This is a genomic window from Erwinia sp. PME.40.26/001 (assembly GCF_055556675.1).
In genome coordinates this window covers 1-17,743 of sequence record NZ_JBVHNP010000003.1, presented here as the reverse complement: position 1 = coordinate 17,743, position 17,743 = coordinate 1, and the positions used below count along the sequence as shown (strand labels likewise).

General features: G+C 52.3%; 28 protein-coding genes. 22 read left to right on the top strand and 6 right to left on the bottom strand.

Annotation, left to right across the window (positions count from 1 at the left end):
* Positions 1-6: 6 nt before the first annotated feature.
* The 16 genes from rpsH (at position 7) to ACZ3HG_RS10490 (ending at position 8,133) form a co-directional block, all read left to right on the top strand.
* Entirely contained in the window at positions 7-399 is a 393-nt protein-coding gene (rpsH, locus tag ACZ3HG_RS10565; RefSeq protein WP_048917630.1) for a 30S ribosomal protein S8, read from the top strand.
* Positions 400-411: 12 nt separating this feature from the next.
* Positions 412-945, top strand: a complete 534-nt coding sequence (gene rplF / locus ACZ3HG_RS10560; RefSeq protein WP_048917629.1) for a 50S ribosomal protein L6 — start codon at positions 412-414, stop codon at positions 943-945.
* A 9-nt stretch (positions 946-954) separates the two neighbouring features.
* The gene (gene rplR / locus ACZ3HG_RS10555; protein ID WP_004160572.1) at positions 955-1,308 is read left to right on the top strand and encodes a 50S ribosomal protein L18; all 354 of its coding nucleotides are present in this window, start codon (positions 955-957) and stop codon (positions 1,306-1,308) included.
* A 14-nt stretch (positions 1,309-1,322) separates the two neighbouring features.
* Entirely contained in the window at positions 1,323-1,823 is a 501-nt protein-coding gene (gene rpsE / locus ACZ3HG_RS10550) for a 30S ribosomal protein S5 (RefSeq protein WP_004160571.1), read from the top strand.
* Positions 1,824-1,828: 5 nt separating this feature from the next.
* Positions 1,829-2,008, top strand: coding sequence for a 50S ribosomal protein L30 (rpmD, locus tag ACZ3HG_RS10545; RefSeq protein WP_004160569.1), 180 nt, complete (start codon positions 1,829-1,831; stop codon positions 2,006-2,008).
* Positions 2,009-2,011: 3 nt separating this feature from the next.
* Positions 2,012-2,446, top strand: a complete 435-nt coding sequence (gene rplO / locus ACZ3HG_RS10540) for a 50S ribosomal protein L15 (protein WP_048917627.1) — start codon at positions 2,012-2,014, stop codon at positions 2,444-2,446.
* A gap of 7 nt (positions 2,447-2,453) precedes the next feature.
* A complete protein-coding gene (secY, locus tag ACZ3HG_RS10535) occupies positions 2,454-3,785 on the top strand; it encodes a preprotein translocase subunit SecY (RefSeq protein ID WP_004160567.1) in 1,332 nt (443 codons plus the stop codon).
* Positions 3,786-3,817: 32 nt separating this feature from the next.
* Positions 3,818-3,934, top strand: coding sequence for a 50S ribosomal protein L36 (gene rpmJ, locus ACZ3HG_RS10530; RefSeq protein WP_020322760.1), 117 nt, complete (start codon positions 3,818-3,820; stop codon positions 3,932-3,934).
* A 146-nt stretch (positions 3,935-4,080) separates the two neighbouring features.
* A complete protein-coding gene (rpsM, locus tag ACZ3HG_RS10525) occupies positions 4,081-4,437 on the top strand; it encodes a 30S ribosomal protein S13 (RefSeq protein ID WP_048917626.1) in 357 nt (118 codons plus the stop codon).
* A gap of 16 nt (positions 4,438-4,453) precedes the next feature.
* Positions 4,454-4,843, top strand: coding sequence for a 30S ribosomal protein S11 (rpsK, locus tag ACZ3HG_RS10520; protein ID WP_004160563.1), 390 nt, complete (start codon positions 4,454-4,456; stop codon positions 4,841-4,843).
* A gap of 33 nt (positions 4,844-4,876) precedes the next feature.
* Positions 4,877-5,497, top strand: coding sequence for a 30S ribosomal protein S4 (gene rpsD / locus ACZ3HG_RS10515; RefSeq protein WP_048917625.1), 621 nt, complete (start codon positions 4,877-4,879; stop codon positions 5,495-5,497).
* Between the two features lie 25 nt (positions 5,498-5,522).
* Entirely contained in the window at positions 5,523-6,512 is a 990-nt protein-coding gene (locus ACZ3HG_RS10510; protein WP_002919219.1) for a DNA-directed RNA polymerase subunit alpha, read from the top strand.
* Between the two features lie 40 nt (positions 6,513-6,552).
* The gene (rplQ, locus tag ACZ3HG_RS10505) at positions 6,553-6,939 is read left to right on the top strand and encodes a 50S ribosomal protein L17 (RefSeq protein WP_003850180.1); all 387 of its coding nucleotides are present in this window, start codon (positions 6,553-6,555) and stop codon (positions 6,937-6,939) included.
* Between the two features lie 120 nt (positions 6,940-7,059).
* Positions 7,060-7,431, top strand: a complete 372-nt coding sequence (locus tag ACZ3HG_RS10500) for a DnaJ family domain-containing protein (RefSeq protein WP_465332803.1) — start codon at positions 7,060-7,062, stop codon at positions 7,429-7,431.
* Positions 7,431-7,862, top strand: a complete 432-nt coding sequence (gene zntR, locus ACZ3HG_RS10495; RefSeq protein ID WP_191935738.1) for a Zn(2+)-responsive transcriptional regulator — start codon at positions 7,431-7,433, stop codon at positions 7,860-7,862. Before ACZ3HG_RS10500 ends, zntR begins: the two co-directional genes overlap by 1 nt.
* A 55-nt stretch (positions 7,863-7,917) precedes the next feature.
* Positions 7,918-8,133 carry an alternative ribosome-rescue factor A gene (locus ACZ3HG_RS10490; RefSeq protein ID WP_465332802.1) on the top strand — a complete coding sequence of 72 codons (216 nt, stop codon included), beginning with the start codon at positions 7,918-7,920 and terminating at the stop codon, positions 8,131-8,133.
* Between the two features lie 42 nt (positions 8,134-8,175).
* Here the strand turns inward: ACZ3HG_RS10490 and mscL are convergent, their stop codons facing one another.
* From mscL to def, 5 genes are all read right to left on the bottom strand, one after another.
* Positions 8,176-8,589: a large-conductance mechanosensitive channel protein MscL gene (gene mscL / locus ACZ3HG_RS10485; protein ID WP_191935736.1), complete on the bottom strand. Its 414-nt coding sequence runs from the start codon at positions 8,587-8,589 to the stop codon at positions 8,176-8,178.
* Between the two features lie 118 nt (positions 8,590-8,707).
* Positions 8,708-10,084 (bottom strand): Trk system potassium transporter TrkA, encoded by a 1,377-nt coding sequence (gene trkA / locus ACZ3HG_RS10480; RefSeq protein ID WP_191935735.1) that lies wholly within the window; start codon positions 10,082-10,084, stop codon positions 8,708-8,710.
* A gap of 59 nt (positions 10,085-10,143) precedes the next feature.
* Positions 10,144-11,433, bottom strand: coding sequence for a 16S rRNA (cytosine(967)-C(5))-methyltransferase RsmB (rsmB, locus tag ACZ3HG_RS10475; protein ID WP_465332801.1), 1,290 nt, complete (start codon positions 11,431-11,433; stop codon positions 10,144-10,146).
* A 51-nt stretch (positions 11,434-11,484) separates the two neighbouring features.
* The gene (gene fmt, locus ACZ3HG_RS10470; RefSeq protein WP_465332800.1) at positions 11,485-12,432 is read right to left on the bottom strand and encodes a methionyl-tRNA formyltransferase; all 948 of its coding nucleotides are present in this window, start codon (positions 12,430-12,432) and stop codon (positions 11,485-11,487) included.
* A 23-nt stretch (positions 12,433-12,455) separates the two neighbouring features.
* The gene (gene def / locus ACZ3HG_RS10465; RefSeq protein ID WP_465332799.1) at positions 12,456-12,965 is read right to left on the bottom strand and encodes a peptide deformylase; all 510 of its coding nucleotides are present in this window, start codon (positions 12,963-12,965) and stop codon (positions 12,456-12,458) included.
* Between the two features lie 127 nt (positions 12,966-13,092).
* Here def and dprA point away from each other — a divergent pair, with 127 nt between their 5' ends.
* Genes dprA through ACZ3HG_RS10435 form a run of 6 tightly spaced genes read left to right on the top strand, consistent with a single transcriptional unit; the run spans position 13,093 to position 16,891 of the window.
* Positions 13,093-14,217, top strand: a complete 1,125-nt coding sequence (dprA, locus tag ACZ3HG_RS10460; protein WP_465332798.1) for a DNA-protecting protein DprA — start codon at positions 13,093-13,095, stop codon at positions 14,215-14,217.
* On the top strand, positions 14,189-14,662 hold the full coding sequence (gene smg, locus ACZ3HG_RS10455) for a DUF494 family protein Smg (protein ID WP_062749311.1): 474 nt from the start codon (positions 14,189-14,191) through the stop codon (positions 14,660-14,662). Before dprA ends, smg begins: the two co-directional genes overlap by 29 nt.
* A gap of 25 nt (positions 14,663-14,687) precedes the next feature.
* Positions 14,688-15,257, top strand: a complete 570-nt coding sequence (locus ACZ3HG_RS10450; protein ID WP_465332797.1) for a DNA topoisomerase family protein — start codon at positions 14,688-14,690, stop codon at positions 15,255-15,257.
* On the top strand, positions 15,241-15,807 hold the full coding sequence (gene tsaC / locus ACZ3HG_RS10445; RefSeq protein WP_465332796.1) for an L-threonylcarbamoyladenylate synthase type 1 TsaC: 567 nt from the start codon (positions 15,241-15,243) through the stop codon (positions 15,805-15,807). The genes ACZ3HG_RS10450 and tsaC overlap by 17 nt, the downstream gene beginning before the upstream one ends.
* Before the next feature lie 11 nt (positions 15,808-15,818).
* Positions 15,819-16,634: a shikimate dehydrogenase gene (aroE, locus tag ACZ3HG_RS10440; protein WP_191935730.1), complete on the top strand. Its 816-nt coding sequence runs from the start codon at positions 15,819-15,821 to the stop codon at positions 16,632-16,634.
* Positions 16,631-16,891: a DUF1488 family protein gene (locus ACZ3HG_RS10435; protein WP_191935729.1), complete on the top strand. Its 261-nt coding sequence runs from the start codon at positions 16,631-16,633 to the stop codon at positions 16,889-16,891. The genes aroE and ACZ3HG_RS10435 overlap by 4 nt, the downstream gene beginning before the upstream one ends.
* Here the strand turns inward: ACZ3HG_RS10435 and ACZ3HG_RS10430 are convergent.
* A complete protein-coding gene (locus ACZ3HG_RS10430; RefSeq protein WP_191935728.1) occupies positions 16,858-17,412 on the bottom strand; it encodes a gamma carbonic anhydrase family protein in 555 nt (184 codons plus the stop codon). The two genes, ACZ3HG_RS10435 and ACZ3HG_RS10430, sit on opposite strands and share 34 nt — an antisense overlap.
* Positions 17,413-17,743 lie beyond the last annotated feature (331 nt).

The following is a 17,743-nucleotide window of genomic DNA, read 5'->3' as shown; positions in this document are numbered from 1 at the left end:
AGACAGATGAGCATGCAAGATCCGATCGCGGATATGCTGACCCGTATCCGTAACGGTCAAGCCGCGAACAAAGTTGCGGTCACCATGCCTTCCTCCAAGCTGAAATTGGCGATTGCCAACGTGCTGAAGGAAGAAGGCTATATTGAAGAATTTAAAGTCGAAGGCGACACCAAGCCTGAACTGGAACTGACACTTAAGTATTTCCAGGGCAAGGCAGTGGTTGAGAGCATTCAGCGTGTAAGCCGTCCAGGTCTGCGTATCTACAAACGCAAAGACGAACTGCCTAAAGTTATGGCTGGACTGGGTATCGCTGTTATCTCTACCTCTAAAGGTGTTATGACCGATCGTGCAGCTCGCCAGGCAGGTCTTGGCGGCGAAATTATCTGCTACGTAGCTTAATCGGAGGAATAAATGTCTCGTGTTGCTAAAGCACCAGTCGCGATTCCTGCCGGCGTAGAGGTAAAACTCGACGGTCAGGTAATTTCGATTAAAGGTAAAAACGGCGAGCTGACTCGTACGCTCAACAAAGCTGTAGAAGTTAAGCATGCTGACAACACCCTGACTTTCGCTCCGCGCGAAGGTTTTGTGGATGGTTGGGCGCAGGCTGGTACTTCACGCGCTCTGCTGAACGCTATGGTTATCGGTGTTACCGAAGGCTTCACTAAGAAGCTGCAGCTGGTTGGTGTAGGTTATCGTGCAGCCGTAAAAGGCAACTCTGTGAGCTTGGCCCTTGGCTTCTCTCACCCAGTTGACCACGCGCTGCCAGCGGGAATCACTGCTGAATGTCCAACTCAGACTGAAATCGTGCTGAAAGGCGCTGATAAACAGCTGATTGGTCAGGTTGCAGCAGATTTACGCGCCTACCGTCGTCCTGAGCCTTATAAAGGCAAGGGTGTTCGTTACGCCGACGAAGTCGTGCGTACCAAAGAGGCTAAGAAGAAGTAAGGTAACACTATGGATAAGAAATCTGCTCGTATCCGTCGTGCGACCCGCGCACGTCGCAAGCTCAAAGAGCTGGGTGCTACTCGCCTGGTGGTACATCGTACCCCGCGTCATATTTACGCACAGGTAATCGCACCAAACGGTTCTGAAGTCCTGGTCGCTGCTTCTACAGTAGAAAAAGCTATCAGTGAGCAACTGAAGTACACTGGAAACAAAGACGCTGCCGCTGCTGTTGGTAAAGCAGTTGCTGAACGCGCAATCGAAAAAGGCATCACAGGTGTTTCTTTCGACCGTTCTGGTTTCCAATATCATGGTCGTGTCCAGGCACTGGCAGATGCTGCCCGTGAAGCTGGCCTACAGTTCTAAGGTAGAGGTGTAAGATGGCACACATCGAAAAACAAGCTGGCGAACTGCAGGAAAAGCTGATCGCGGTAAATCGCGTATCGAAAACCGTTAAAGGTGGTCGTATTTTCTCCTTCACAGCTCTGACTGTTGTTGGTGATGGTAACGGTCGCATCGGTTTTGGTTACGGTAAAGCGCGTGAAGTTCCAGCAGCGATCCAGAAAGCGATGGAAAAAGCTCGTCGCAATATGATCAACGTCGCGCTGAACAACGGCACCCTGCAGCACCCTGTTAAAGGTGTGCACACAGGTTCTCGTGTGTTCATGCAACCCGCTTCAGAAGGTACCGGTATTATTGCCGGTGGTGCAATGCGCGCCGTTCTGGAAGTTGCTGGGGTTCATAACGTTCTGGCTAAAGCCTACGGTTCCACTAACCCGATCAACGTGGTTCGTGCAACTCTGGATGGCCTGGCCAACATGAATTCCCCAGAAATGGTCGCTGCCAAGCGTGGCAAATCCGTTGAAGACATTCTGGGGTAATGACCATGGCTAAGACTATTAAAATTACTCAAACCCGCAGTTCGATCGGCCGTTTGCCTAAACACAAGGCAACGCTGCTTGGCCTGGGTCTGCGTCGTATTAACCACACCGTAGAGCGTGAAGACACGCCAGCTGTACGCGGTATGGTTAACGCGATTTCCTACATGGTTAAAGTGGAGGAGTAACAGATGCGTTTAAATACTCTGTCTCCGGCCGACGGTTCCAAGCACGCTTCAAAACGTCTGGGTCGTGGTATCGGTTCTGGCCTCGGCAAGACCGGCGGTCGCGGTCACAAAGGTCAGAACTCACGTTCTGGCGGTGGCGTACGTCGTGGTTTTGAAGGCGGCCAGATGCCTCTGTACCGTCGTCTGCCGAAATTCGGTTTCACCTCTCGCAAAGCAATGGTCACTGCAGAAGTTCGTCTGTCTGACCTGGCGAAAGTTGAAGGCGGTATCGTCGACCTGAACACGCTGAAAGCAGCAAACATTATCGGTATTCAGATGGAGTTCGCGAAAGTGATCCTGTCTGGCGAAGTTTCTGCACCGGTAACGATTCGCGGTCTGCGTGTGACTAAAGGCGCTCGTGCTGCAATCGAAGCTGCTGGCGGTAAAATTGAGGAATAAGTAGCAGATGGCTAAGCAACCGGGATTAGATTTTCAAAGTGCCAAGGGTGGTTTTGGCGAACTAAAACGCAGACTTCTGTTTGTGATTGGTGCGCTGATTGTTTTCCGTATTGGCTCTTTTATTCCAATCCCTGGTATCGATGCCACTGTACTTGCCAAATTGCTTGAGCAACAGCGTGGCACCATCATTGAAATGTTCAACATGTTCTCTGGTGGTGCTCTGAGCCGTGCTTCTATCTTTGCCCTGGGTATTATGCCGTATATTTCGGCCTCTATTATTATCCAGCTGCTGACGGTGGTTCATCCAGCGTTAGCTGAAATCAAGAAAGAAGGGGAGGCTGGCCGTCGTAAGATTAGTCAGTACACCCGTTACGGTACTCTGGTATTAGGGATATTCCAGGCGGTCGGTATTGCTACCGGCCTGCCGAATATGCCTGGAATGCAGGGCCTGGTGTTAAACCCAGGATTTGCTTTCTACTTTACTGCTGTTGTCAGTCTGGTTACCGGGACAATGTTCCTGATGTGGCTGGGCGAGCAGATAACTGAACGAGGTATCGGTAACGGTATCTCGATCATTATCTTCGCTGGTATCGTTGCGGGTCTGCCGCCGGCCATTGGCCATACCATCGAGCAAGCGCGGCAAGGCGACCTGCACTTCCTCCTGTTGCTGTTGGTTGCAGTTCTCGTATTTGCAGTGACCTTCTTCGTTGTTTTCGTTGAGCGTGGTCAACGCCGCATTGTGGTGAACTATGCGAAACGTCAGCAAGGCCGTCGTGTCTATGCTGCGCAGAGCACACATTTACCGTTGAAAGTGAATATGGCCGGTGTAATCCCTGCTATCTTTGCTTCCAGCATTATCCTGTTCCCAGCAACCATCGCGTCATGGTTCGGGGGCGGAACTGGCTGGAACTGGCTGACGACTATTTCTATGTCGTTACAGCCTGGTCAACCGCTTTATGTGTTACTCTATGCGACTGCAATCATCTTCTTCTGTTTCTTCTACACAGCGTTGGTGTTCAACCCGCGTGAAACAGCAGATAACCTGAAGAAGTCTGGTGCATTTGTACCAGGTATTCGTCCGGGAGAACAGACGGCGAAGTACATCGATAAAGTAATGACCCGCCTGACATTAATCGGTGCGTTGTACATTACCTTTATCTGCCTGATCCCGGAGTTCATGCGTGATGCGATGAAAGTACCATTCTACTTCGGCGGTACATCACTGCTGATTGTAGTGGTTGTCATCATGGACTTTATGGCTCAAGTGCAAACTCTGATGATGTCAAGTCAGTACGAGTCTGCATTGAAGAAAGCAAACCTGAAGGGCTACGGCCGTTAATTCAGGCGCTTGAGAAGTTACGGAGAGTAAAAATGAAAGTTCGTGCTTCCGTCAAGAAATTATGTCGTAACTGCAAAATCGTTCGTCGCGACGGTGTCGTTCGTGTGATCTGCAGTGCCGAGCCTAAGCATAAACAGCGCCAAGGCTGATTTAATCGCATATTTTTCTTGCAAAGTCGGGTTGAGCTGGCTAGATTAGCCAGCCAATCTTTTGTATGTCTATGCGTTTCCATTTGAGTATCCTGAAAACGGGCTTTTCGGCATGGGACGCATAAGTAATTAAATAGGAGTGCATAGTGGCCCGTATAGCAGGCATTAACATTCCTGATCATAAACATACCGTTATCGCATTAACTGCAATTTTCGGTATCGGCAAGACCCGTTCACAGGCTATCTGTGCATCTACGGGAATCGCTGAAAATGTTAAGATCAGTGAGCTGTCTGAAGAACAAATCGACATTCTGCGTGATGCAGTAGCGAAATTTGTTGTTGAAGGCGATCTGCGTCGTGAAGTCACCCTGAGCATCAAGCGTCTTATGGACCTTGGTTGCTATCGTGGTTTGCGTCATCGTCGTGGTCTTCCAGTGCGCGGTCAGCGTACCAAGACCAACGCACGTACCCGTAAGGGTCCGCGTAAACCGATCAAGAAATAATCGGGGTGATTGAATAATGGCAAAGGCACCAGTTCGTGCACGCAAGCGTGTAAGAAAGCAAGTCTCTGATGGCGTGGCTCATGTCCATGCATCTTTTAACAACACCATCGTAACTATTACCGATCGTCAGGGTAATGCGCTGGGTTGGGCAACAGCCGGTGGTTCCGGTTTCCGTGGTTCTCGTAAGTCTACGCCGTTCGCTGCGCAGGTTGCTGCAGAGCGTTGCGCAGAGGCCGTGAAAGATTACGGTATTAAGAACCTGGAAGTTATGGTTAAGGGTCCTGGTCCAGGCCGCGAATCAACAATTCGTGCCCTGAACGCTGCTGGTTTCCGCATCACTAATATTACTGATGTGACTCCGATCCCTCACAACGGTTGTCGTCCGCCGAAAAAACGTCGCGTATAACGCCCCGTTTTTTAGGAATGTTGGAGAAAGAAAATGGCAAGATATTTGGGTCCTAAGCTCAAGCTGAGCCGTCGTGAAGGCACAGACCTGTTCCTTAAGTCTGGCGTTCGCGCGATTGATACCAAGTGTAAGATTGAACAAGCTCCTGGTCAGCACGGTGCGCGCAAGCCACGTCTGTCTGACTATGGTGTGCAGTTACGTGAAAAGCAGAAAGTTCGTCGTATGTACGGCGTGCTGGAGCGTCAGTTCCGTAACTATTATAAAGAAGCAGCTCGTCTGAAAGGCAACACCGGTGAAAACCTGTTAGCTCTGCTGGAAGGTCGTCTGGATAACGTAGTTTACCGTATGGGCTTTGGCGCCACTCGTGCAGAAGCACGTCAGTTGGTTAGCCATAAATCTATTTTGGTAAACGGCCGCGTTGTTAGCATCGCTTCTTATCAGGTAACTCCGAATGACGTTGTTAGCATCCGTGAGAAAGCCAAAAAGCAGTCTCGCGTGAAAGCCGCTCTGGAGCTGGCTGAACAGCGTGAAAAGCCAACCTGGCTGGAAGTTGATGCAACTAAGATGGAAGGTGTGTTCAAGCGTATTCCTGAACGTACTGATCTGTCTGCGGACATTAACGAACACCTGATCGTCGAGCTTTACTCCAAGTAAGGCTTAGTACCAAAGAGAGGACACAATGCAGGGTTCTGTGACAGAGTTTCTAAAACCGCGCCTGGTAGATATCGAGCAAGTGAGTTCGACGCACGCCAAGGTGACCCTTGAGCCTTTAGAGCGTGGCTTTGGCCATACTCTTGGTAACGCACTGCGCCGTATTCTGCTTTCATCAATGCCGGGTTGCGCGGTGACCGAGGTTGAAATTGATGGTGTACTGCACGAGTACAGCACCAAAGAGGGCGTACAGGAAGATATCCTGGAAATCCTGCTCAACCTGAAAGGTTTGGCGGTAAGAGTTCAGGGCAAAGATGAAGTTATTCTTACTCTGAATAAATCTGGCATTGGCCCTGTGACTGCAGCCGATATCACCCATGATGGGGATGTCGAAATCGTCAAGCCGCAGCACGTGATCTGTCACCTGACCGATGAAAACGCCGCTATTAGCATGCGTATCAAAGTTCAGCGTGGCCGTGGTTATGTGCCGGCTTCTGCCCGAATTCATTCGGAAGAAGATGAGCGCCCAATCGGCCGTCTGCTGGTCGACGCCTGCTACAGCCCTGTAGAGCGAATTGCCTACAATGTTGAAGCAGCGCGTGTAGAACAGCGTACCGATTTGGACAAGCTGGTCATCGAAATGGAAACCAACGGCACTATAGATCCTGAAGAAGCGATCCGCCGTGCGGCTACCATCCTGGCTGAACAACTGGAAGCTTTCGTCGACTTACGTGATGTACGTCAGCCGGAAGTGAAAGAAGAGAAACCAGAATTCGATCCGATCTTGCTGCGCCCTGTTGACGATCTGGAATTGACTGTCCGCTCTGCTAACTGCCTTAAGGCAGAAGCTATCCACTACATCGGTGATCTGGTACAGCGTACCGAGGTTGAGCTGCTTAAAACGCCTAACCTTGGTAAAAAATCTCTTACTGAGATTAAAGATGTGCTGGCTTCTCGTGGTCTGTCTCTGGGCATGCGCCTGGAAAACTGGCCGCCCGCTAGCATCGCTGATGAATAACCCGATCACAGGTTAAGGTTTCACTGAGAAGGATAAGGTCATGCGCCATCGTAAGAGTGGTCGTCAACTGAACCGCAACAGCAGCCATCGTCAGGCTATGTTCCGCAACATGGCTGGCTCTTTGGTTCGTCATGAGATCATCAAGACGACCCTGCCAAAAGCGAAAGAGCTGCGTCGCGTAGTTGAGCCGCTGATTACTCTTGCCAAGACCGACAGCGTAGCTAATCGTCGTCTGGCATTCGCCCGTACTCGTGATAACGAGATCGTGGCAAAACTGTTTAATGAGCTCGGTCCGCGTTTCGCGAGCCGTGCAGGTGGTTACACTCGCATTCTGAAGTGTGGCTTCCGCGCTGGTGACAACGCTCCGATGGCTTACATCGAGCTGGTTGATCGTCCAGAAGCTCAAGCAGAAGCTGCAGCAGAGTAATCTGCCGCAGTACTGAAAAAACCCCGCTTGCGGGGTTTTTTTATATCCAGAATTCCTCCTCCTGGTTAACACCCTTTCAAATGCGCTATGCTGACCTCATTCTGATTTATGGAGGCAGTGATGTCCTTACTCGATCAACTGGCAGAACAACATATTCTTGCCGCCCTGCGCCAGGGAGAGCTCGATGACCTTCCCGGCTCGGGCCAGCCGTTACAGCTTGATGATGACAGCCATGTCCCGGCAGAGCTGCGCGCTGGCTATCGCATCCTCAAAAATTCGGGTTACCTGCCGCCGGAACTGGAGATGAGACGTGAAGCGCTTGAGTTAGATGAATTATTGCGTACGGTTGATCCTGCGGATACGCGCTATAAGCAGCAGGAAAAACATCTGCGGCTGCTGGAGATAAAGCTGCGGCAGGCGGGTATCAGTACCGATTTTTTGCGCGGTGGTTATGGCAGCAAAGTGCAGCAACATTTTCTTGAGGAGAAGTAATGTACCGTATCGGGCAACTTGCGAAGCTGGCGGACGTGACGCCAGATACTATTCGTTTCTATGAAAAGCAGCAGATGATGGATCACCAGGTGCGAACCGGCGGGGGATTTCGTCTGTACAGCGACAACGATTTACAGCGCCTGAAGTTTATCCGCTATGGTCGCCAGCTGGGGTTCACTCTGGAATCTATTCGGGAGCTGCTCTCTATTCGCGTCGATCCGGAACATCACACCTGTCAGGAGTCCAAAACAATTGTGCAAAAGCGACTGAACGAAGTTGAGTCTATGCTCAGCGAACTGCAACACATGCAGCGCTCACTGAAGCGGCTGAATGATGCCTGCTGTGGTACCGCTCACAGTAGCGTTTACTGCTCAATACTGGAGGCACTGGAGAAAGGAGCGACCTCAACAATGGATAAAAGCACCGATTGAAATTCCGTCTTCACAGGTTTATATTCCTTGGCGTCATTCACCAACAGGAAAAATCATGACTGTTTACCAGCATAAGAAAGGCACTATCCGCCATAATGCGCTTGAAGCATTGCTTCATGACCCGCTTTTTAAAACGCGCGTTGAAGCGAATGAAAAAGGCAAAGGCAGCTACCGTCGCAAAGATAAGCATGCGAAGAAAGGTAACTGGGAGGCCAGTGGTCAGAGCGTTAATAGCGTACTGACCACTGGCCTCCTGGCTATTCAGGCATAAAAAAACCGCCAGTGATGGCGGTTCCGGGAAGTGACAGTCAAATTACAGCGTTTTATTATTTTGTTCTTTAAGCAGGTCGCGAATTTCACTTAACAGTGTTTCTTCCGCAGAGGGCTTGGCCACCGGTTTTTCCACTTCTTTCTTTTTGTACATTTTGTTCATCACTTTGATGGCCATAAAGATGGCAAATGCAACGATGACAAAGTCAAAAATGGTCTGCAGGAAAATTCCGTACTGCATCACGACAGCTGCTGTTTCCCCTTCCGCGGGTTTCAATACCCACGCGAACTGTTTAAAATCTACGCCACCAATCAGTAATCCCAGCGGGGGCATAATGATATTTGCCACCAGTGAGGACACGATTTTGCCAAACGCAGCGCCGATGATGACACCGACCGCCAGGTCCACCACGTTGCCCCGCATCGCGAAATCGCGAAACTCTTTGAATAAACTCATTGTTATCTCCTGTTTTTGCCAATGATGTAAGTCTAACAAACGATGGTGCATTTTCCACGGAGGGAGAGGATAAAAATCCGCAGCACCCGGCACTGAAGCCGGGTGAGGGACGCGGGCATCACAGGAAGAAGGGACTTGGCTGGAACAATCTTTCGACGTCCGGCACGAACTTTTTATCCGTCAGGAACATGATCACATGGTCACCCTGTTCGATACGCAGATTATCATTGGCGATGATCACTTCATTTCCACGTACTACTGCACCGATAATCGTACCAGGAGGAAGTTTAATATCATCGATCTGGCGACCGACCACCTTAGAGGTCGATTCTTCACCGTGCGCAATAGCCTCAATGGCTTCTGCGACACCGCGACGGAGTGAGGAGACGCCAACAATATCGGCCTTACGCACGTGGCCAAGCAGCGCAGAAATTGTCGCCTGCTGGGGCGAGATGGCGATATCAATGACGCTGCCCTGCACCAGGTCAACATAGGCACGGCGCTGGATCAGGACCATCGCTTTTTTCGCGCCCATGCGCTTGGCCAGCATCGCCGACATGATATTGGCTTCATCGTCGTTGGTGATAGCGATAAACAGATCGATCTGATCGACGTGTTCCTCCGCCAGCAGCTCCTGATCCGACGCATCGCCATAAAAGACGATGGTATTTTGCAGATTCTGCGCCAGTTCGGCCGCCCGCTGCTGATCCCGTTCGATCAATTTAACGCTGTAGTGCTTTTCCAGACGCTGTGCCAGACCGAAGCCAATATTGCCTCCCCCGACAATCATAATGCGCTTGTAGGGCTTTTCCAGACGCTGATATTCACTCATCACCGCACGGATATTCTGACTGGCGGCAATGAAGAACACCTCATCTCCCGCTTCGATGATGGTCGATCCCTGCGGGCGGATCGGGCGATCCTGACGAAATATCGCCGCCACGCGTGTATCAATATGCGGCATATGTTCGCGCATCACCGACAGCGCATTACCGACCAGCGGACCGCCGTAATAGGCTTTCACCACCGCCAGGCTCACTTTACCTTCAGCGAAGTTCACCACCTGCAGCGCACCCGGATATTCAATTAAGCGGTAGATATTGTCGATCACCAACTGCTCAGGGGAGATCAGATGATCGATGGGCACCGCCTCAGGGATGAATAACTTGTCGGCATCGCGGATATAATCCGGCGCGCGGATGCGGGCAATACGGTTCGGGGTGTTAAACAGAGAATAGGCAACCTGGCAGGCCACCATATTCGTTTCATCCGAGTTGGTGACGGCAACCAACATATCAGCATCTTCAGCGCCGGCCTCCCGCAGGACCCGGGGATGCGAGCCATGCCCCTGAACCACGCGCAGGTCAAATTTGTCCTGCAGCTGTCGTAAACGCAGCGCATCGGTATCGACCACGGTAATATCGTTGTTTTCACCGACCAGGTTTTCAGCAAGGGTTCCGCCGACCTGTCCTGCGCCAAGAATGATGATTTTCATTGAGCTTCAGTCTGTTGGTTGTCGTTCAGGTTATGGTGCAGTTTACCGCGCCACGCCGATCACTGTTTTATCAATTTAGCGTAATAGAAGCCATCACCACCATCGATTTGCGGAAAGACCTGAATACCCGGATGGGTCAGATCGCCAGTCTCGCAAAGACGTGCATCAGCATGTCGCTGCAGGAACTGGGTTATCTGCAAGGCATTCTCTTCGGGGAGTATGGAACAGGTGGCGTACAGCATGGTGCCGCCAGACTTCAGATGAGGCCATACTGCATCCAGGATCTGTTGTTGCAGCAGGGCCAGTTCCGGTATATCCCGGTCGCGGCGCAGCCATTTAATATCCGGGTGACGGCGGATCACGCCGGTTGCCGAGCATGGCGCATCCAGCAGGATACGATCGAACTGAGTGTTTCCACACCACTCCTGCGGGGTACGTCCGTCACCCAGCTTGACCTCTGCCTGCATATTCAGCCGCTGTAAATTCTCACTGATCCTGGCCAGCCGCTGTGCGTCCACATCAACCGCCATCACTTCAGCCCGTGGAGCGGCTTCCAGAATATGTGTGGTTTTTCCCCCCGGCGCGGCACACAGATCGAGGATCTTCTCGCCGTTTTGCGGATCGAGCAGCGCGACGCAGCCCTGGGCCGACGCATCCTGTACGGTCACCCATCCCTCTGTAAAGCCCGGTAACAGTCCTACGGCGCAGGGCGCTTCCAGCCTTAAGGCATCGCTATGCTGCGGATGGGCAAAGGCGGTTTTACCACTCTCTTCCAGCAGGGCCAGCCAGGCATCACGACTGTGATGATTACGGTTCACGCGCAGCCACATGGGCGGACGTTGATTATTGGCTTCAACAATGTGTTTCCACTGACCAGGCCAGGCGCGTTTCAGGCGTTCCAGTAGCCACTTAGGATGCAGATACTGTTGATCACCTTCATTCATCTGCTGCATCAGTGCTTCCTGCTGACGCTGGAACTGGCGCAGGACACCGTTGATCAACCCTTTTAGCTGCTGACGTTTCAGGGCGATGGCACCTTCTACCGTCTCCGCCAGCGCGGCATGTGCCGGAATGCGGGTGTACATCAGCTGATAAAGGCCGACCATAATCAGATAGTGGATCGTCCGTTGCTTACCGGTCATCGGGCGTGACATCAGCTTGCTGATAATCCATTCCTGCTGTGGCAGGGTGCGCAGGACGCCATAGCAAAGCTCCTGTAACAGGGCCGCATCCTTTTCACCGACCGTTTTCTGGGCGGCGGGCAGCACGTTACTGAGCGATTGTCCCTGCTCTACTACTTTTTCGATAGTCTGAGCGGCAACGCTGCGTAAATTGGTATTTTTTTTCATAGTGGGTTCGCAATTCTGACGAAAACCCGGTATGCGCTACCGGGCATCGTGTCAGGCAATGATATTGCCCGGGGTAAACCATTCACGGCGGGAATTAAGCAGATCCTGGGCTTTCATGGCTTTCTTGCCGGCAGGCTGCAGTTCTTCAATATTCAGTACGCCATCGGCCGTGGCGATCTGAATGCCCTGTTTATCGGCCTGCAGGATTTCACCCGGCTGGTGTCCGTTAACGGCGGCCAGAACGGAGGCCTTCCACACTTTCACGGGTTGTTCATCAATGATGAAGTAGCTCACAGGCCAGGGATTAAAGGCGCGGATACAGCGCTCCAGCTGTGCGGCAGAGAGTGACCAGTCAAGGCGGGCCTCTTCTTTACTCAGTTTCTCGGCATAGCTGACCAGCGATTCATCCTGCACTTCAGGCTGTACGCTACCGTCTGCAATCTGTGCCAGCGTGGTTAGCATACCGGTCGGGCCGAGCTGCGCCAGTTTGTCATACAGTGTGGCGCTGGTGTCTGTGGCTTCGATAGGGCAGGCCAGTTTGTGCAGCATATCGCCGGTATCGAGGCCGACATCCATCTGCATAATAGTCACACCGGTTTCCGCATCACCGGCCCACAACGAACGCTGAATGGGTGCAGCACCGCGCCAGCGTGGTAGCAGAGAACCGTGAACATTAATACAGCCCAGACGTGGCATATCCAGCACGCTCTTGGGTAGGATCAAACCGTAGGCAACCACCACCATGACATCGGCGTTCAGCGCAGCAACCAGCTGCTGATTTTCCTCAGCACGTAAGGACTTGGGCTGAAATACCGGAATGCTGTGTTGTTCAGCCAGTTGTTTCACCGGGCTGGCGGTCACCTTATTGCCCCGACCCGCAGGGCGGTCTGGCTGAGTGAATACACCGACAACCTGATGTCCTGATGACAACAGCGCGTCAAGATGACGCGCTGCAAAGTCAGGGGTGCCGGCAAAAATGATTTTCAATGATTCGGACACGTGATTCCCTCTAGCCAGCGAACCTAGTCGCGGGCGCTCTGGCGATACAGTTTTTCCAGCTTTTGACGGATACGCTGACGTTTCATTGGCGACAGGTAATCAATAAACAATTTACCTACCAGGTGATCCATCTCGTGCTGAATACAGATTGCCAGCAGGCCATCTGCTTCCAGCTCAAAGCTTTTGCCTTCACGGTCCAGCGCACGGATTTTGACTTTCTCGGCTCGCGGCACCAGGGCTCGCTGTTCCGGAATAGACAGGCAGCCTTCTTCGATGCCCGTTTCGCCGCTCTCTTCCAGCAGCTCAGGGTTAATCAGTACCAGGCGTTCGTCACGATTCTCAGAGACATCTATAACAATGATGCGCTGATGGATATCCACCTGAGTTGCGGCCAGGCCAATACCTTCTTCGGCATACATCGTATCAAACATATCATCGACGATACGCTGGATATCGGCATTCACTTCTTTTACGGGGTTCGCAACGATGCGCAGGCGATCGTCAGGAAAATGTAATACCTGCAAGACTGACATAACGTTCCAGATCTGTGTTCAAGGGATTAGATATTTATCCCTCTTATTGTAGACATTTCGCGCTGGGATTGACAGCATTCCCGGCAGGTAACCTTCAGGGGGAAGGGGCTGAGTCAGGGAGCGATTTATGTCACCAGTGGAATGCGCGTTACGGCTTTCAGGCGTACCCGGAATGTCCAGTTCGCAGCGTCTGGTTTCGATGACGGCCTTACAGGCGATTGCACAGCCGGATGGGCGGGCGCTGGCCTCTCTGGGATTATTACCCCATCAACAGCAGGCGTTCCTCTTATACGACCAGGCAATTATTGCGCAGAGTCTGCAATGGCTGGAAGCGCCGCAGCACTATTTTATTACCCCACTGAGCCCTTATTACCCAGCGCAGTTAAAAGCGATTGCTCATTTTCCTCTGATACTGTTTGTTGCCGGCGATCCGGCTTTACTGACTTCCCCGCAGCTGGCTGTCGTGGGCAGCCGCCACTGCTCACATTATGGTCGCGAATGGGGAAGCTGGTTCAGTCAGGCCCTGGCACTCAGCGGACTGACCATTACCAGTGGGTTGGCGTCAGGCATTGATGGCGTAGCCCATCGGGCAGCGCTGGAGGTAGAGGGTAAAACCATTGCGGTGCTGGGCAGCGGATTGAGTACCCTCTACCCCCGGCATCATACGTCACTGGCAGAGCAGATCATTGCCGGCGGCGGGGCATTGGTCTCTGAGTTCCCGCTGTGTGTGAAACCGTTACCAGCGCATTTTCCACGGCGAAACCGCATCATCAGCGGTCTCAGCCTGGGCGTTCTGGTGGTAGAGGCGACGTTGCGCAGTGGTTCACTGGTCACCGCGAAACTGGCGCTGGAACAGAATCGTGATGTTTACGCGATTCCGGGTGCCCTGGGTAATCCGGGCAGTGAAGGCACCCACTGGCTGATCCAGCAGGGGGCCTTGCTGGTAGCACACCCCAATAATATTATCGAACAAATACAGAGCGACCTGACGTGGCTGACTGATTTATCACAACTGACAAACAATTCCGCAGAGAGTGCTAATCCTCCATTGCCATTTCCCGATGTGTTGGCTAACGTAGGAGATGAGGTTACACCTGTTGACGTCGTCGCTGAACGTGCCGGCCAACCTGTGCCAGCCATCGTAGCGAAGCTGCTTGAGTTGGAGTTAGCAGGGTGGATCGCAGCTGTACCCGGCGGCTATGTCCGATTGAGGAGGGCAAGCCATGTTCGACGTACTAATGTATCTGTTTGAAACGTACATCCACAACGAAGCAGAAATGCGCGTTGACCAGGATAAATTAACGGATGATTTAGCCGAAGCAGGTTTTCATCGTGAAGATATTTATAATGCGTTGAACTGGTTGGAAAAGCTGGCGGATTATCAGGAAGGTCTGGTGGCTCCGATTCAGTTGACTTCCGATCCGCTGTCTATGCGTATCTACACCGAGGAAGAGAGTCAGCGTTTAGATGCCAACTGTCGTGGCTTTATTCTGTTCCTGGAGCAAATTCAGGTACTGAATCTGGAAACACGTGAAATGGTCATCGAACGTATCATGGCGCTTGATACCCTCGAGTTTGATCTGGACGATCTCAAATGGGTGGTGCTGATGGTGCTGTTTAACATCCCGGGATGTGAAAACGCTTATCAGCAAATGGAAGAGCTACTTTTCGACGTCAATGAAGGAATGCTGCACTGAAGATTGCCTTCGTGTACACAATGTTATGAATAAAACAGCGCTTTTCGCTGTGCGAAAAAATGAATCCTGCCCCCAGTGTGGGGCAGACCTGGTTATTCGCTCAGGGAAGCACGGTGCTTTCCTTGGGTGTTCGCGTTATCCCGAGTGTGACTATATTCGTCCACTGAAAGGTCAGGCTGACGGGCACATCATTAAAGTGCTCGATGGTCAGCTGTGCCCGAAATGTGGTGCCGCTCTGGTGCTGCGTCAGGGGCGTTATGGCATGTTTATCGCCTGCGGTGATTATCCCGAATGCGACCACACAGAAACCATCGATAAGCCGGATGAAACCACACTCGCCTGTCCACAGTGCCAGGGAGGGAAGCTGGTACAGCGACGATCGCGCTACGGTAAAACCTTCCATGCCTGCGACCGCTACCCGGAATGCCAGTTTGCGGTGAATTTCACTCCGGTTGAAGGTGTCTGTGAGTTTTGCCAGTTCCCGCTACTTATTGAAAAGAAAACCGCCAGAGGTGCAAAGCGTTTCTGCGCCAGTAAAGCCTGTGGCAAACCTGTAACGTCAGAGAATGGTAGTGAAGATGAAATCCGTGGATGATTCGCTAGCGCGGTGCATAAGTCAGTTACGTCAGTCTGCTGTGATAGCTTATCCCACCGAGGCCGTATTTGGTTTAGGTTGCGATCCTGATAGTGAAACCGCCGTGATGCAGTTGCTGACGTTGAAACGACGTCCAGTAGAGAAAGGGCTCATCCTGATTGCCTCTGACTTTCAGCAATTGCTCCCCTATATTGCAGACGAGCAACTTTCTGTTGAGCAGAAGCATCGTATGTTTTCGCGCTGGCCGGGACCGGTGACCTGGGTGTTGCCAGCACGGGTAACGACACCGGCCTGGCTGACGGGACGTTTTTCATCCCTGGCGGTACGCGTCAGCGACCATCCTGACGTCGCAGCACTATGCCATGGCCTGGGTAAGCCGCTGGTGTCCACCAGTGCCAATCTGACGGGGCTGCCACCCTGTCGTAACGTCGCAGAAGTCCTGGCGCAGTTCGGGAGCGATTTTCCGGTGCTTCATGGGGAAACCGGTGGCCGCCAGAATCCATCAGAAATTCGTGATGTATTAACCGGTGATCTTATTCGCCAGGGATAAAAGAGAACACTATGTCGTTTGTCGTCTTTGGTAATCCGATTCATCACAGTAAATCACCGCGTATTCATCAACTCTTTGCTGAACAGACCCGGCTGCTTCATCCCTACACACGTTGTTGTGCGCCAGTGGACGGTTTTGAGCAGGCGGTGGGGGCATTTTTTGCCGCAGAAGGAAAAGGCGCAAATGTGACGCTGCCTTTTAAGCAGCAAGCTTATGCGCTGGCCGGTGAGTTAAGTGAGCGTGCGGCGTTGGCGGGCGCGGTCAATACGCTGAAGAAGCTGGATGATGGCCGCCTGCTGGGCGATAACACCGACGGGATCGGGCTGTTAAGCGATCTGCAACGTCTGCAGCTGATCGAACCCGGCGATCGGATCTTGCTGATCGGGGCAGGCGGGGCGGCCCGCGGTGTGATCCTCCCTTTACTCTCTACTGATAGCCGCATTGCAATCACTAACCGCACTTATGCGAAAGCTGCAGAGCTGGAGACGCTGTTTCATCGGCATGGTGACGTCAGGGCAGTAACCCGTGATGAACTCACCACTATGCCGTTTGATCTGGTCATCAATGCGACCTCCAGCGGCGTTGCTGGCAATGTTCCTGACCTGCCGGCTTCACTGGTTAATGCACAGACCCGTTGCTATGACATGTTTTATCAAGTGGGTGAGACGCCTTTCCTGCGGTGGTGTCGTCAGCAGGGATCGACTCAGATGGCGGATGGACTCGGTATGCTGGTGGGGCAAGCTGCCCATGCCTTTATGCTGTGGCACGGTGTTATGCCGGACATCACGCCCGTTATTGCTGTGCTGAAAGCCGAGATGAGTGAGTGAATCAGTCGATTCAGTTTCCCGAAAGAGAATGGTGGGATGATGCAGCGCGAGCGGTGTGCTTTACCGCGCTGGTAGATGGTTTTCAGTGTGTTTGCGCCATTGGCGGCGAAGCCTTACTTCGCCGCTTTGCTGCAGAAGGTGATCCCCTTAGCTGCTTCCGTCTGAACCGCTGGGAACTGGAAGATGATGCGGAGCAGGCAATCAGACAGCTGGATGAAGATGCTCAGGGCTGGTTCTGGCTCTCTTCTGACAGGTAATCATTTTTCCAGCCCACATAGTTACTGGCAGAATAAAGCAGACCGCCAGTCTCTTCTTCCGTCAGTGGTCTGATTTTTTTCGCCGGGCTTCCAAGATAAAGAAAGCCGCTCTCCAGGCGCTTGCCGGGGGAGACCAGGCTACCGGCACCAATCATCACGTCATCCTCCACTACGACACCATCCAGCAGAATTGCCCCCATACCGACCAGTACCCGATTGCCAATGGTGCAGCCGTGCAGCATGGCCTTATGTCCGACAGTAACATCTTCGCCGATGATCAGTGGATGGCCTTGCGGATTGGCGGCTGACTTGTGAGTCAGATGCAGCACGCTGCCGTCCTGGATGTTAGTGCGTTTACCGATGGAGACGCGATTAACATCTCCACGGATAACCACCAGGGGCCAGATACCGACATCATCCGCCAGAACGACATTGCCAATGACGACGCTGGTCGAATCAATCATTACACGCTCACCCAGCTGGGGGCGCACTCCTTTATACGTACGTATGTTGTGGCTCATCATGACCTCTTTGTTGATAAGATCCTTCCAGCCTGATGGCAGGACGATGATTGTTCAATGATCGAGGCAAAAAAACGTCTTAATTTTGTGCGGATCGTCTGAGATCTCAACGATAAGAGTGAAAACCCAGCAACCAAAAAGAAAGATCCAAAAAAGGCTTGTGCAATAAATTCGGATCCCTATAATGCGCAACCACTGAGACGGCACAACGGCTTACAGGCCAGCGGCTCAGGAGGTTCAGGAAGCATCTGAACCGCCGGAAAAACTTCTCAAAAAGAAGTTGACTCCGAAGGAGGAAAGCGTAATATACGCCACCTCGCGACAGGAAGCT

Excerpts from the sequence above, each read along its gene's own strand:
- rpmJ (WP_020322760.1), top strand. The coding sequence starts at position 3,818 with ATGAAAGTTCGTGCTTCCGTCAAGAAATTATGTCGTAACTGCAAAATC.
- tsaC (WP_465332796.1), top strand. The coding sequence starts at position 15,241 with ATGAAATCCGTGGATGATTCGCTAGCGCGGTGCATAAGTCAGTTACGT.
- ACZ3HG_RS10450 (WP_465332797.1), top strand. The coding sequence starts at position 14,688 with ATGAATAAAACAGCGCTTTTCGCTGTGCGAAAAAATGAATCCTGCCCC.
- trkA (WP_191935735.1), bottom strand. The coding sequence starts at position 10,084 with ATGAAAATCATCATTCTTGGCGCAGGACAGGTCGGCGGAACCCTTGCT.
- def (WP_465332799.1), bottom strand. The coding sequence starts at position 12,965 with ATGTCAGTCTTGCAGGTATTACATTTTCCTGACGATCGCCTGCGCATC.
- rplQ (WP_003850180.1), top strand. The coding sequence starts at position 6,553 with ATGCGCCATCGTAAGAGTGGTCGTCAACTGAACCGCAACAGCAGCCAT.
- rpsK (WP_004160563.1), top strand. The coding sequence starts at position 4,454 with ATGGCAAAGGCACCAGTTCGTGCACGCAAGCGTGTAAGAAAGCAAGTC.
- rplO (WP_048917627.1), top strand. The coding sequence starts at position 2,012 with ATGCGTTTAAATACTCTGTCTCCGGCCGACGGTTCCAAGCACGCTTCA.
- ACZ3HG_RS10490 (WP_465332802.1), top strand. The coding sequence starts at position 7,918 with ATGACTGTTTACCAGCATAAGAAAGGCACTATCCGCCATAATGCGCTT.
- ACZ3HG_RS10500 (WP_465332803.1), top strand. The coding sequence starts at position 7,060 with ATGTCCTTACTCGATCAACTGGCAGAACAACATATTCTTGCCGCCCTG.
- smg (WP_062749311.1), top strand. The coding sequence starts at position 14,189 with ATGTTCGACGTACTAATGTATCTGTTTGAAACGTACATCCACAACGAA.
- dprA (WP_465332798.1), top strand. The coding sequence starts at position 13,093 with ATGTCACCAGTGGAATGCGCGTTACGGCTTTCAGGCGTACCCGGAATG.
- rpsD (WP_048917625.1), top strand. The coding sequence starts at position 4,877 with ATGGCAAGATATTTGGGTCCTAAGCTCAAGCTGAGCCGTCGTGAAGGC.
- rsmB (WP_465332801.1), bottom strand. The coding sequence starts at position 11,433 with ATGAAAAAAAATACCAATTTACGCAGCGTTGCCGCTCAGACTATCGAA.
- rpmD (WP_004160569.1), top strand. The coding sequence starts at position 1,829 with ATGGCTAAGACTATTAAAATTACTCAAACCCGCAGTTCGATCGGCCGT.
- aroE (WP_191935730.1), top strand. The coding sequence starts at position 15,819 with ATGTCGTTTGTCGTCTTTGGTAATCCGATTCATCACAGTAAATCACCG.
- secY (WP_004160567.1), top strand. The coding sequence starts at position 2,454 with ATGGCTAAGCAACCGGGATTAGATTTTCAAAGTGCCAAGGGTGGTTTT.
- ACZ3HG_RS10510 (WP_002919219.1), top strand. The coding sequence starts at position 5,523 with ATGCAGGGTTCTGTGACAGAGTTTCTAAAACCGCGCCTGGTAGATATC.
- rpsE (WP_004160571.1), top strand. The coding sequence starts at position 1,323 with ATGGCACACATCGAAAAACAAGCTGGCGAACTGCAGGAAAAGCTGATC.
- zntR (WP_191935738.1), top strand. The coding sequence starts at position 7,431 with ATGTACCGTATCGGGCAACTTGCGAAGCTGGCGGACGTGACGCCAGAT.
- rpsH (WP_048917630.1), top strand. The coding sequence starts at position 7 with ATGAGCATGCAAGATCCGATCGCGGATATGCTGACCCGTATCCGTAAC.
- rplR (WP_004160572.1), top strand. The coding sequence starts at position 955 with ATGGATAAGAAATCTGCTCGTATCCGTCGTGCGACCCGCGCACGTCGC.
- mscL (WP_191935736.1), bottom strand. The coding sequence starts at position 8,589 with ATGAGTTTATTCAAAGAGTTTCGCGATTTCGCGATGCGGGGCAACGTG.
- rplF (WP_048917629.1), top strand. The coding sequence starts at position 412 with ATGTCTCGTGTTGCTAAAGCACCAGTCGCGATTCCTGCCGGCGTAGAG.
- ACZ3HG_RS10430 (WP_191935728.1), bottom strand. The coding sequence starts at position 17,412 with ATGAGCCACAACATACGTACGTATAAAGGAGTGCGCCCCCAGCTGGGT.